Genomic DNA, 10,875 nt, shown 5'->3' on the forward strand with positions numbered 1-10,875 from the left:
GGGATACATGGCTTACATGGAACAGCTGCAGTCAGGTATGAAGTACCTGGTGGTTGCAGGCGAGACAGGCCGGCGCGATCTGGACGGCATGCTCTCGCCAGTCAATGGTGCGATCAGCGAAATCAGTGGTGCGACCGCCGAGATTGAGGGGCTGCCTATCGTGGGTCCCGCCATCGGGGCCAAGCTTCAACGGGTGATGCGGGGTGTGAGCGCAGCACAAGCAAAGGTTGGGGCCGTCGTGTCGACGTACAGTCGTGCATCAAGGGCGGCAACGCAGATTGACGAGCGCCTGGGAGTGCTCAAAGAGCAGGCAGCCAAAGCCGGAACGGCCATCAACAAAGTCGCTGGCAGTATCAGTCCCGCGCTGGCCAACGTGGTGCCCAGTTCGTCATTTGCCGCGCAGAAAACCCCAGCTGTCGAAGCGGTCAAGCCGTTTGAACACCTGCTGATCTTGCAGCCTCTGAGCGCGAAAGCCGAGCCGTACTACTTCAATCTGGACACCGCTGCGTTCGACGAACTGAGCCGTTCCAGTGAGTTCCGCTGGGCGTCGCAAGAGCGTCTAACGCGTCGTCCGGCACAGCAGAACATCGGTATGGGTGAAGATTCACTAACGCTCAAGGGGGCTGTATTCCCAAATTTCAGGGGCGGCATTACGCAGCTTGATACCTTACGCGGCATCGCGGGCCTGGGCGTGCCTCTGGCCCTGACCACGGGCTATGGGGCAGTGCTGGGTAACTGGTGCTTGAAGAAAATTCAGGAAGATCAGAGCGCTCTGATGCAAGGCGGCATACCCCGCAAGCAGGCGTTCACGCTGGAGTTCACACGCTATGGCGACGATATGCAGAACGTCTGACGGGGATATTCTCGATACCATCTGTTTCAACCATTACGGCCACCTGAATGGCTCTGTAGAGGCCGTGCTCGATGCCAATCAAGGCCTGGCCGATGAGGTTCAGCCTTTCCGAGGGGGGCTGATCATCACATTGCCTGACCTTCCCGCATCCTCTGACGAGACCGTGATGCTCTGGGGCTGATCCCGGCGTTACGCGTAACGAACCTTTTCTTTTGTCCAGCCCCGTCGAATGCGGGGCTTTCTTTTGGTGTATCCGAATGAAACCCACTTTCCGGATCGTTGCCGACGGCACCGACATCACGGCGCTCATCAACGACCGATTGATTCAGCTGCGCACCACTGACAAGCCTGACATGGACTCAGACGAGTTTGAGCTGCGCATTGATGATCGCGACGGCGCGGTGGCGTTGCCATCGAGGGGTGCTGATGTTGAGGTGTATCTGGGCTATGAAGGTCAGAAGCTGACCAAGATCGGCTTGTACACCATTGACGAGATCGAGGTGTCTGGTCCTCCCGACACGATGGTCATCAAGGGCAAAGCGAGCGATATGCGTGGAAGCGGCAAGACCACGCGAAGCGGTAGCTGGGAGGATGTGCCGTTGTCGAAAATTGTCAGCGACATTGCCGCACGCAATGGCTGGGCCCCAGCCTGCAACGTAGCGACAAAGGTCCCTCGGGCTGACCAGCTCAACGAGTCGGATTACCACTTCATCACGCGGCTGGCAAAAAAGTACGACTGCACTGCCAAGGTCGCGAATGGAAAGTTGCTCGTCATACCCAGGCAAGAGGGTGTCAGCGCCTCAGGGAAAGCGTATGGCGTTCTTGCTATCACCCGCCAAGACGTCAGCCGATGGCAATTCAGGCTGGGTGATCGTTGGACACACAAAGCTGTGTCGACGAAGCATCAGGACAAAAAAACTGGGAAGCTCCAGATCGTGACCCTCAATAACGACGCGGCCCCAGACGGTCTCCCGCCTGTTCATACCGACCGACATATCTACCCCAACAAAACTGCAGCGGAGCAGGCCGCCAAAGCGCGCCTTGCTGCTTTCAATCGCAGCACTGCAGGCATCCGCCTTGAAATGGTTGGGCGTACTGACCTCTTCGCGGAGCGAATGATCAGCGTGCAGGGTTTCAAAGTGGGCCTCGATGGCGAGTACCTGACCGATTCAGTGGAACAGGTATTTACTCAGGCCGGCTGGTCCACCACGGCCGAGTGCAATGGTGGGAACAAGGGCAAGGCGAAAGCCAAAGGTAAAAAGAAAGAGAAAAAACCAGTCAAGGTCATTCAACTCTGACCACCACACATCACCTTTATTCAGGAGATATCTGAATGTCGATTACCGCGCAGCACCTGCTGCAGATCCTCCCCAACGCCAGCTCCCGAGCTGGCGTTTTTGTTCCTGTCTTAAACGTTGCGATGAGTAAGTACGCCATTGTCACGAAGCTGCGTATCGCTGCCTTCTTGGCGCAGGTGGGCCATGAGTCTGGCCAGCTTCGCTATGTGCGGGAATTGGGCAGTGATGCCTACCTCGAAAAGTATGATACCGGGCGGCTCGCCGAACGCCTGGGCAACACGCCAGCGCACGACGGCGACGGTCAATTATATCGGGGCAGGGGGCTCATTCAAATTACCGGGCGGGCGAACTACGCGGAGTGCGGCGAGGCACTGGGCCTGGATCTGCTACAGCAACCCGAACTCCTCGAGCTTCCGGAGCATGCCGCCATGTCAGCTGCTTGGTTCTGGCACCGTGCTGGGCTCAATACCTTCGCAGATAAAAGCGACTTCCTGACAATTACCAAACGGATCAATGGTGGCACAAACGGCCTTGCCGAACGCCAGGAGCTTTATGCGCGTGCCCTGAAGATACTGGTTTGATTGAGCTGAAGAAATAACGCAACAGATAGAAAAAGAGCGACCAGTCGAGATGCGTCAACATCGCGGCTGGTCACTGTTCCCGCAGATTACCCCTGCAAGTCCAGCCAAGGCTCTCGCTTCGTGCACAAAGCGGAGCGAGCCTAGCACCTGTTCATCTATACAGTAAAGGTCTTGCTTTTTATGTCCTCACCCATCATCCCTTGGATGGGCGGCAAACGCCGCCTGGCCGACCGTCTCATCCCGCTTTTCCCACCTCACGAATGCTACGTCGAAGTGTTCGCTGGCGGTGCGGCCCTCTACTTCATGCGTCCCCAGGCAGCTCCCGTTGAGGTCTTGAACGATATCAACGGTGATCTGGTGACGCTGTATCGCGTCGTCCAAAATCACCTCGAAGAATTCGTCCGCCAGTTCAAATGGGCACTTAGCTCGCGCCAGGTGTTCGAGTGGCAAAAGATGACCCGTCCCGAAACCCTCACCGATATCCAGCGCGCCGCCCGATTCTTCTACCTGCAGCACCACGCCTTTGCAGGGAAGGTCAGCGGGCAGACGTTTGGCACTGCCACGACCGGCCCGGCCATCAACCTGCTGCGGATCGAGGAGAACCTTTCTGCGGCCTGGCAGCGTTTGTCCGGTACGTATGTGGAGAATCTGCCGTGGCTCGAGTGTGCCGAGCGCTATGACCGGCCCCACACATTCCACTACATGGATCCGCCTTACTGGCAGACGGCTGGATACGGTGTGGATTTTCCGTTTGAGAACTATGAGCGCATGGCGGAATTCATGCGGCGGTGCAAAGGGAAGGTGATGGTGAGCATCAACGATCACCCTGACATACGGCGGGTGTTTGAAGGCTTCCATTTTGAAACGGTCGACATTCGCTACAGCACGGCCAACCAGAGACAGGGAAAGGCTGATGTCAGTGGTGAGCTGATTATCATGAATTGGGAGCCTGCGGCGCTGGGGGGGTTATTCTGATTTTTGTCCGAGGCTGGCCACTAGTGACTGCACTTACGGCAAAGGTTAATGCTAGAGTATGGTTTTGCAAGCTGGTCATGGATGAACATATGGACGAATTTTGCACGCCCGAATCAAACAACAGTCCCACTTGGACCCTGCTTGATGTAATCATTTGGAAGGGATGGCCGGAGCGGTGGGGCGGTGGTCCCGGCTACTTGCGAAGATTTAAAGATGCTTGGCTGGTTCATAACAAAATATATATAAAGGCGGCGGCAGCCAAGTATTCGCTTCCTATTGAGTTGCTGGCAGGAGTATGTTGGATCGAAGTTGGTGGAGATCCAAATATTGTGGATAGGATTGGCTTCGAAGTCAGAACTTTTGACCGCTTGGGTAATGTGTCAAGCGTGCTGACTAATCCCCCAGCCAAGACCAGTTTTGGTTGGGTCAGCATCCAGCTTCGAACGGCAGCCATTACGTTAGGGATGAATCCCGATGAGATGGATTCCAGTCAGTTTCGAAGCTTGGCTAACTGTATTGAGATTGATGTTTATAACATTGATATTGCAGCAAAGCACATACGTATGCTCGCTGATTATGATCACTTTTCTACCATTGGAATAGAGGAGGCACGAATCATCGGTGCTAGGTATAATCGAGGAACGAGTTGGTCTTTGGATGAGATAAAAAAAGATATGAGTTATGGTAATTTCATCGTCAATTCCTGGCGTCATCTCAATCAGCTTATGATGTGATAAATATGAAAACTAAAAGCGTATTGCTACGAGTGTTGTTATACGGCATTTATTTCTTCTGTTTGCTGATGTATGTGCTTTTTCAGGGGTCTGAATATGATTGGATGGACCCTAGTATGCTTGCGCCATCACCCGATCTCGCTCCATCACCTGATAATTTATCTTTCCCCATCCAAGATGAGTCTAATGACAGAGCGGTTTTTCGTGGCGTAGTCGCAGCTATAGCTGTGGTTGTGCAGTTAGCTATTTTCTTTTTACTTTCTCGAAAAGAAGCAATAGTTACAGTTGTTCTGCTTGGTGCTACTTTGCTGTTGTTTAGGTGATTCTAAAGTCCGCCCAGTTTTGGGCGGACTTTTATTTGTTTAAGTAATGCCATTGATTCGCTAATGCTTTTGATTACGCAAATGGTTTGTTTGCGGTCCTGTCCCACCCCCCTGAAACGATACCAGCATTTCCTCCGTCGGCACGCCGTTGCTGAGAATATTCGAATTTTATGCGGCCATAATTGAGTGTGATCATTTCCACAGGAAAGCCAGCATGCTCCGCGCCATTGCCGCTAACGGTTGATATCAAAACTTCTTCAAGAACGATATCTAAATATTTAAATTTTTCGGTGCCTGCTCGGTGTACGCGAATAGTTACTTTGTTGATGTGCGAGCCTCGGCAGCAAAGTTCAAATAGTTTTGGTGTTGCTCTGTCTATATATTTACTCACTCTAAAGTCGCCCAGGGTCACGCCCCCTGCAGTCGCGCCGCCGCTAGAAGAGGCAGTTGTACTGATCGACTGAACTGCATCGTAATGATAGGACAACAGCTCTACCCAGCCTTTATGGGCGTTGTCCAACGACTCGCCCTCTACACCGTCCACCTGCATAAATGCGTCAAAAGACATATCAGCTTCCTGCTTTTAAAAATTTGAGAGCTTAGCGTAGCTTATGGAGCCCACCGTTTGCCAGCATGGTTACACCTGCTTCCGGAGAGCTAGCTGCATATACTCCGTTTCATTTAGGCTGTGTCGGTGTCGGGCCGGATAAGATCCTGCCCTTGATTCCGCACATTGCCCACTGCCTTGCCGACCTTGTACCACTCGAACTCGTCAACTGGCGTGCAGCACTCCAGGGCAATTTCGGCTGCACGCGCTGGGTCAGTTGCAGAGTCGGTCCATTCGCGGGCCAGTTCCGGACTGAGCACTAAAGGTCGCCGGTCATGGATGTCGACCATCCCCTGATCACTGGCGGCGGTTATGATCACGAATCCATCGGCCTCGTGGGGCTCAAGACCTGGATGAACCTGGGCAAGAGCTGCGAAGAACATAGGTCTCTGGCTTTTGAGGCGGATGAAATACGGCTGCTTCTTTTTTGGGTCCGACGAATCCTTTACCCATTCAAACCATCCATTTGCAGGCGCAAGAGCACGGCCGTTCGGCCAAAGCTCCTTGAAAAAATTGCCTGTCATGACGGTTTCCACTCGTGCATTGATTGGTGCGGGACGTTTACCCTGTGCCCAGAAAGGAGCCCATCCCCAGCGAACCTTGTCGACACTGAGCCCAGCCTCCGTCGGTCGAATGATCTCTACGCGGGTCGTCGGCGCGACGTTATATCGCCCTATCGGCCAAAGGTCATAGCCATTGATCACCAGCTGCTCTGGCGCAAGCTCCCTGAGGTAATGGTCCATCGATTCGTAGATCGAGTAGCGTCCGCACATGATGTCACCCGTAATGTCACTCGTCGAAAATGCCTGCCTATACGATTGACCGCACGCGGGCTGAAGAGTTAACTGTATATGCATACAGCAATCTCAATCGAAAGGTTTCCCACATGAGCGTAGTCATTCTCGGCCCATTGTCTGAAGGGGGCATCAAGCTTCCGCTTTACTCGTTTCAGGTGCCCGCAGGATTTGCTTCGCCCGCTGTCGATTACATCGAGAAGCACGTCTCACTGGATGAAATGGCCGAGGTTCGTGCGCCTCATGTGTATCTTGCGAAGATTTTGGGTGACAGCATGATAGGCGCGGGCATTTTCGATAGGGATCTGATCGTCGTCGACCGTAGCCGCAACGCGGAGCATGGGGAGATAGTCGTTGCAGCGTTGAATAACTCTGAGCCGATCTGCAAACGGCTCTTCATGATGGATGGAGTCGTCAAGCTCCAGTCTGAAAATGCCGCATATCCAGCTCGGCATATTCTGGAAGGTGACAACCTGGTCATTTGGGGCGTGGTGAATTACAGCATGCGCCGTCATGGAAAGGCATGAGCCGATTTTCGCGCTGATTGACTGCAACTGCTTTTATGCGAGCTGCGAGCGCGTCTTCCGTCCTGACTTGGAAAGGACTCCTATCGTGGTCCTCAGCAATAATGACGGATGCGTCATCGCCCGCAGCTATGACGCCAAGCCATTTGTGAAAATGGGGGCTCCGTATTTCCAGATCAAAGAGGTTCTGCGCCGCAATGGGATCAAGGTGTTCAGCAGCAACTACGCGCTTTATGGCGACATGAGCGAGCGCGTGATGTCGATCATCGAGTCCATGGTGCCCGCCACGGAGGTTTACAGCATCGACGAAGCGTTCGCGGACTTGACCGGCATCCCTGGGGATCTCACAGCATTCGGTCGTCGCATACGGGCTTCCGTCCTCAAGTGCACGGGCATTCCTGTCGGGGTCGGCATCGCTCCGACGAAAACCTTGGCTAAGCTTGCGAATCACACAGCCAAGCGTCTCCTGGCTCAAACAGGTGGGGTCGTCGATATCTGCGATCTACACAAACGCAACTGGGTGCTGCGCAATACTGCAGTGTCCGAGGTCTGGGGCGTGGGCAGGAAGATGAAAGCGCATCTGGAAGCGATGAACATCCGCACCGCAATGGATCTGGCCAACGCCGATCCTCGTACCTTGCGAGACCGGTTCAGTGTTGTCATTGAAAAGACGGCTCGTGAGTTGGCTGGCACTCCATGCCTGGAACTGGGCGAGGCCGCGCCTCCAAAGCAGGAGATCTGCTGTAGCAGGATGTTCGGTCAGCGGCTGACTACGATTGAGCCAATCAAAGAAGCGGTGGCCACCTACACGCAACGTGCTGCCGAGAAGCTTCGCTCCCAGAGTTCTCTATGCAAGAAGATCCGAGTCAGCATCCGCACCGGCATGTTCAACCCTGAAGAAGCCAAATACGCCAATGGGGCGCTGGTTGAACTGCCGTATCCCACCAACGACGTTCGCTTGATGACGAAAGCCGCCACCGAGGCGGTCAATCGTCTGTTCAGACCGGGCTTCAAGTACAGCAAGGCGGAGGTGCTGCTATTGGATCTTCGTCAGCCAGGTGAATTCACGGATGATCTTTTCGCGGCCTCGCAGCCGGTCGCGGCCGAGAAGGTGATGGACGTGCTGGACGAGATAAATGCCCGATGGGGCAGAGGGACATTGAGAGCTGGAAGTGTGCCTGTGGATCCCATGTGGGCGATGCGCCGGGACATGATGAGTCAGAGCTATACGACCCGGCTGGATCAGCTGTGGACAGTCAAGTGCGATATTTAGTTTTGTGCAAGTCTATTCTAGAGGCTGGGTTTGATATTGTGCAGTGGCTCACGCGCTTTATGTACGGAATGAGGTTTGATCCTTCGTAATGACTAGTAAGCCGAAGCGAAGAATCACACCGTAAAGTTAAAGCATATCTATTAGTTTATCTACAGCGATTAAACACTCAGAAACTCTTGCCGCGTTGACCTGAATGTTGTGGCCGTGGATGTCATAATAACCCCCGGTGAGCCTAGAAAGTGAGCAGCCTAAGTGTGCTGCAACCACTCCCGCCGTATTGAAGTCACGTAGGGCAACCGAATACAGTGAGCGAAACTCCGCAAGGCTATTCGCGGCAATCTGTCGAGCAGTGAAAAAGTGTGGTGCAGCTCTATATTGCTCGAAAAGTGTGACTGCTGTCGCGTCGGATAGAGCCGCAAATGCTCCTGCCGCTCCCTCATACTGGGTTAGTCTATTACCCACGACTGCATGAATTTTCGGTACGACCATGCCCGACTGGGCCGCTCTTACAGCGAAAGTCCAGGCTCCATAAATGGGATGGGGTGGCTGTTGCCCATGAAGAAGGATAAAGAGCGCGTTCGCTGCAACTCTTGATGAGTCATCTGCGTTGACTGGCACTATTAACTTGTCTCCGGCGGAGATGGCAAGCTCAGTGTATATAGAGAAGCTAGGATTGGTATCAATAAATACTGTTACGTCAGAGTCTGGGTCTCTTGCAGCAAATGAATCTATAAGGGCCCTAAAAGTCAAATGTACCCAACGCCATGGCTGGCTGGCCGGGGTGAGTGCTGGCGCATTGGCTGCTCCCGTGACTGCGGGAGACATAGGTTCAAGATTACCATCGCCGCATAGAAGAACGATGTTTTGGGGTACTTTATCGTTGACGCTGCTGGCTTGTACTAAAAAATTGTAAGGGTCAGGTAAGGGCGCGCCTTGACCGCCGGCGATCACCGTACTCATGTAACCAACTACTGTTCGCGGGGTCGGTTCGGTGCAAAGCCCAAGAACGTAGTTTTCTCCACGTTCGCCGCCTCCTAAGAGCATCATGCTTGAGTTGGATTGCGGGCAAAGGTCTATAAGAAGTACGCGTTTTCCTGGGTGTCTTTCTGCATAACGAGTCGCCGCATGGAAGGCAATCGTACTTTTGCCCACGCCGCCCTTATTATTCCATATTACATATCGCTCAATTGTCTGAGGCATTCAAATATCCTTTTGAGTCGTTTAGCTTGCAGGTTTATGATCGCAGTCTGTCTATTTTCTTGTTGAATTACAAGGTCCGTCGCTCGCAAGTCAGTCTGTTTTTTTGGGGCTTAGGTAATGCTTTAGCTTGACGGAGAGCATCATTGCGTGGATGAGATGTCCAAAGCGACGAGGCAGGTGAGCGAGCTTGTCGGTCCGGTAGTGTGATTCAAAAAGACATGCATTTAATTGGGCCCTAAAGAAACGTTCACCGATTTCTCGGCTTTACGAAGGACCACAACCACAGCAAAGGCCCCTATGGTTTTTAACCCGTCGCGTCAAGTCACACGATTTCCGAGATGAACCTTTGCGTTCAGAATAATCGTTAGCCACGTCCAGTTTTTGTAAGGGTCTCCGCGTCCACGAAGGTGGGTGTACCTTCGTAGGGAATTCCAGTCACGATGGCCGGAGACGCTCGATACTCTCGGGATGTCCCAGTCCATTTCGAAAAGCCTGCTGATGCCGTCGTGTCGCATATCGTGAAAGTGCAGATCCTTCAGTTCCAAAAACTTACAGGCCCGAGTGAATGAGGCAGATATGGAGTACGAATTATAGGGAAAAATCTCTGCGCACCCTTTAGGCATACTCTGCAGGATCGCCCAGGCTTCGTCGGGAAGGTGGCACCAGACATCGTTGCCGATCTTCTGGCCAGGATTTTTCATGTCTCGAACCAGCACTGCCTGGCGTTTTTCATCCAGATCGTCCCAGCGAATACGGGTGATTTCTTCCTGCCTACGCGTAGAAAATATCGCGAATCCCAGTACCTTGGGCATATTGATCGAAGAGGGCTTACGTATCTGCATCTCAAAAAAATGGGTAAGCAGAGCGTCGAGCTCGTCTTTCGTAGGTCTCCGAGTACGTTCTTTGCTCTTGCTGACCATTCCCAGTTTACGCAGGACGATCCGCGCATCTGACATCGCATGAGGGGTAACGTCATATCCCCATGCCGGCTTTGCTACGGACAGCACTGCTCCGAGATGCGACAGATCATTGCCTACGGTCTGCGCCTGGACTCCGCCGCCTTCCTTGCTCATTCTCCACTGCGCATACTCAACCAGCTTCTGACTAGTCAATGCTGAATCGGCTATATCTCCCAGCCAGCTCTCGCTTATGGCCGTAAGCGTTGCCCGCTTGGTCTTGCCCAGAGGACGAATCTTCTCGTACTCATCAAGGTATCGGTCGATCATCTGCTTGATACTGACTGTTTTTCGGTTAATGCGCTCGATCGCACCAGGTGCGTTAAGCTCTGCTTCACGTTTCTTGATCCAGGCCTGGGCAACCTGCTTACGGTCGAAGGTTTGGGTTTCCTGATAAACTGGCAGGCCGACCCTATTGATCCGAATCTGAGCCGTGAAGCCAGTGGTTTTATCTTTGCGTTTCCGTGCTGTGATCGTGCCCATTTCATTTGCTACATTTCAGAATCGATTTGCTACATTGTAGCAACAGCGCATGAAAAACAAGCAAAAACGGGTAAAAATAGCTGTATAAAAGACCAGTGATTATGACAAGCGAAAAACAAGCTACTCCTGTAAACACTGCAAATCCAGCGTTTCCGCTATCCCGACGCTTCTCCGTCGCGCCGATGATGGATTGGACATATATACCTGCAAAGCCCAGATAATACTGCAATTTCTATCGATTTTTGAGCTTGTGTAGCAAATTTGTAGTGATGAG

General features: G+C 52.9%; 13 protein-coding genes. 9 read left to right on the forward strand and 4 right to left on the reverse strand.

The window, feature by feature from the left end; all coding sequences use genetic code 11:
- The first annotated feature begins 7 nt into the window (after positions 1–7).
- The 7 genes from BT119_RS01505 to BT119_RS01535 all read left to right on the forward strand — a co-directional run bounded on the left by BT119_RS01505 (position 8) and on the right by BT119_RS01535 (position 4,764).
- The gene (locus tag BT119_RS01505) at positions 8–853 is read left to right on the forward strand and encodes a phage tail protein (RefSeq protein WP_054986235.1); all 846 of its coding nucleotides are present in this window, start codon (positions 8–10) and stop codon (positions 851–853) included.
- On the forward strand, positions 828–1,034 hold the full coding sequence (locus BT119_RS01510) for a tail protein X (protein ID WP_054986234.1): 207 nt from the start codon (positions 828–830) through the stop codon (positions 1,032–1,034). Before BT119_RS01505 ends, BT119_RS01510 begins: the two co-directional genes overlap by 26 nt.
- A gap of 76 nt (positions 1,035–1,110) precedes the next feature.
- The gene (locus tag BT119_RS01515; RefSeq protein ID WP_072364590.1) at positions 1,111–2,151 is read left to right on the forward strand and encodes a phage late control D family protein; all 1,041 of its coding nucleotides are present in this window, start codon (positions 1,111–1,113) and stop codon (positions 2,149–2,151) included.
- A gap of 35 nt (positions 2,152–2,186) precedes the next feature.
- Positions 2,187–2,732 (forward strand): glycoside hydrolase family 19 protein, encoded by a 546-nt coding sequence (locus BT119_RS01520; protein ID WP_072364591.1) that lies wholly within the window; start codon positions 2,187–2,189, stop codon positions 2,730–2,732.
- Positions 2,733–2,912: 180 nt separating this feature from the next.
- On the forward strand, positions 2,913–3,707 hold the full coding sequence (locus tag BT119_RS01525; protein ID WP_020313290.1) for a DNA adenine methylase: 795 nt from the start codon (positions 2,913–2,915) through the stop codon (positions 3,705–3,707).
- Positions 3,708–3,796: 89 nt separating this feature from the next.
- Positions 3,797–4,441, forward strand: coding sequence for a hypothetical protein (locus BT119_RS01530; protein WP_054089124.1), 645 nt, complete (start codon positions 3,797–3,799; stop codon positions 4,439–4,441).
- A 5-nt stretch (positions 4,442–4,446) separates the two neighbouring features.
- Positions 4,447–4,764 carry a hypothetical protein gene (locus BT119_RS01535; RefSeq protein WP_072364593.1) on the forward strand — a complete coding sequence of 106 codons (318 nt, stop codon included), beginning with the start codon at positions 4,447–4,449 and terminating at the stop codon, positions 4,762–4,764.
- 73 nt (positions 4,765–4,837) lie between these two features.
- Here the strand turns inward: BT119_RS01535 and BT119_RS01540 are convergent, their stop codons facing one another.
- Both BT119_RS01540 and BT119_RS01545 read right to left on the reverse strand, forming a co-directional pair.
- Positions 4,838–5,332 (reverse strand): Hcp family type VI secretion system effector, encoded by a 495-nt coding sequence (locus tag BT119_RS01540; protein WP_020313292.1) that lies wholly within the window; start codon positions 5,330–5,332, stop codon positions 4,838–4,840.
- A gap of 113 nt (positions 5,333–5,445) precedes the next feature.
- Positions 5,446–6,144 (reverse strand): SOS response-associated peptidase family protein, encoded by a 699-nt coding sequence (locus BT119_RS01545; RefSeq protein ID WP_072364915.1) that lies wholly within the window; start codon positions 6,142–6,144, stop codon positions 5,446–5,448.
- Positions 6,145–6,257: 113 nt separating this feature from the next.
- Here BT119_RS01545 and BT119_RS01550 point away from each other — a divergent pair, with 113 nt between their 5' ends.
- Together BT119_RS01550 and umuC are read left to right on the forward strand one after the other, a co-directional pair.
- On the forward strand, positions 6,258–6,692 hold the full coding sequence (locus BT119_RS01550) for a LexA family protein (RefSeq protein WP_020313294.1): 435 nt from the start codon (positions 6,258–6,260) through the stop codon (positions 6,690–6,692).
- Positions 6,679–7,962 (forward strand): translesion error-prone DNA polymerase V subunit UmuC, encoded by a 1,284-nt coding sequence (gene umuC, locus BT119_RS01555; RefSeq protein WP_072364595.1) that lies wholly within the window; start codon positions 6,679–6,681, stop codon positions 7,960–7,962. Before BT119_RS01550 ends, umuC begins: the two co-directional genes overlap by 14 nt.
- A gap of 126 nt (positions 7,963–8,088) precedes the next feature.
- Here umuC and BT119_RS01560 read toward each other — a convergent pair whose 3' ends face one another.
- Positions 8,089–9,162: a ParA family protein gene (locus tag BT119_RS01560; RefSeq protein WP_175550542.1), complete on the reverse strand. Its 1,074-nt coding sequence runs from the start codon at positions 9,160–9,162 to the stop codon at positions 8,089–8,091.
- A 317-nt stretch (positions 9,163–9,479) separates the two neighbouring features.
- The gene (locus BT119_RS01565; protein WP_072364597.1) at positions 9,480–10,601 is read right to left on the reverse strand and encodes a site-specific integrase; all 1,122 of its coding nucleotides are present in this window, start codon (positions 10,599–10,601) and stop codon (positions 9,480–9,482) included.
- Positions 10,602–10,875: the final 274 nt, after the last annotated feature.

It is taken from the genome of Pseudomonas sp. NFACC10-1 (genome assembly GCF_900119195.1).
In the GTDB taxonomy this organism is placed as follows: Bacteria; Pseudomonadota; Gammaproteobacteria; order Pseudomonadales; family Pseudomonadaceae; genus Aquipseudomonas; species Aquipseudomonas cerasi.